The organism is Endozoicomonas sp. ONNA1 (genome assembly GCF_024606325.1).
Taxonomy (GTDB): Bacteria; Pseudomonadota; Gammaproteobacteria; order Pseudomonadales; family Endozoicomonadaceae; genus Endozoicomonas_A.
In genome coordinates, this window is the sequence record NZ_JAHHPN010000229.1 from 1 (window position 1) to 1,488 (window position 1,488).

General features: G+C 48.5%; 2 protein-coding genes. One reads left to right on the forward strand and one right to left on the reverse strand.

All coding sequences use genetic code 11. The features are described from left to right. Positions 1-221 (reverse strand): hypothetical protein (locus KDK19_RS05425; protein ID WP_257252510.1); only part of this gene is annotated, 221 nt, incomplete at its 3' end. 153 nt (positions 222-374) lie between these two features. Here KDK19_RS05425 and KDK19_RS05430 point away from each other — a divergent pair. Beyond that, a complete protein-coding gene (locus KDK19_RS05430; RefSeq protein ID WP_257281185.1) occupies positions 375-1,448 on the forward strand; it encodes a hypothetical protein in 1,074 nt (357 codons plus the stop codon). Positions 1,449-1,488 lie beyond the last annotated feature (40 nt).

Below are 1,488 nucleotides of genomic sequence, written 5' to 3' on the forward strand. Positions count from 1 at the left end.
ATCCTCAATTTCTTGCAATCCTCGCTACGGACGCTTAAGTCCGACAGGCTGCCAGCCAGCTGAAAAGCCAATTCACGTGCTTCAGCATTCAGGAATCGATTCAACCGGCTGACGCAGAGTTCTTCCTGATCCTGCTCAGCATGTAGCAGGGCCAGAAGCCGGGTGTCCAGCTCTTCACGGTTTTCGTTGTCACTTCTCAGGCGGGTGAGCACATCCGACATGGTGTACTCAACATTCGCGGGAGTATCAGATTTCCCTATCTGCTAAAGAAATTTTGTCAGAGCAGCTAACAAAAGCGTTATTCAGGTTCTTACAGGGGAACAAACCATTGCGACGACAGTCGTAATTATAAATTTTGTAAAAGGATTATTACTATGAACAGCCCTTCAGGCACAGCAAGCCCTTCATCGATTTCCGACCAGAATGTTCAGACGGGATCTGCAATGTTCAGCGTCAGCAGGCATCCGCCGGGAAGCACTACGACAATGTATTCAATGCGGCGATGCTATGAACATAAATATGCATTTCGCACTATTTGGCTAGACTTGGGCATTCCAGAGGCGCCTGACCCCCCTTTACAGTCCCATCTACTGAAAGGTGCTAAACGTCTGGAATCCCGGACGGTGGAAGTCTCTTCTTCCCGGCAAGCATCAACCGATTCACGAAAGCATACCGAAGCCAGCGAGGCTGAAATCCAGGCTGAGCTGGAGAGAATGCATGAACGTATTCAGGAGGATCACCAGCGTTATAGCGAGCTCTATAAACTGTTCATGAAAGCCAGGGATATTGCCAGACAGGCTGAACATGAATTGGATGTCGATGTTAATTTCTTAATGGAAGCGTCTCTATGTGAGCGGATGGATCAGCAGCAATTAGGGGTAATGGCTGATGAGCTGCATGAGAAAACCACAATGCTTGAGGCCAAAGATTGGGAGATTCGTGAACTGGAAAGAAAAATCCGGACGCTCACACAACGGGCTGACACGCTGCAGACTGATTTATCTGAAGCTCAGCAACAAATAGATCAGCTTAATAATGCCATATTCGAACACCGCGAAGAAAAATCTGCGCTACTCAGACAGACTGAGCAACTGACGAATAAGCTACGTGAGAAAACCACAATACTTGAAGCAAAAGAAGAGCAAATGTCGGTAACGGAATCTCAAAACGTTAATATGCTTAGAAGGCTAAACGATATGCATCAGAAGCTGACGGCCAGGGGGGCAGACGTGGTACCCAAAGATATGCTCTCTCAGCTTCAGAATGATCTGCGACAGACCCGGTCTCTTTTGCAGGCAAAAGAGGATGAGGCGAGCTCTCGAGTCGCTCAATCGAGACAGTGGGCTACCGACAGGGCGGTTATGGAAAGAGAGATTGAAACCCTTAGGGCTGAGCTGAGAGCACTCTCAATGGGCAGCCAGACCACAGAGACACGAGCCTCCCCATAACGGGCTTGTTAATCGTTAAATCGAAGAGGCACTGATAGCC

Bases quoted from the DNA above. Each gene is read 5' to 3' on its own strand.
- KDK19_RS05430 (WP_257281185.1), top strand. From the start codon at position 375: ATGAACAGCCCTTCAGGCACAGCAAGCCCTTCATCGATTTCCGACCAG.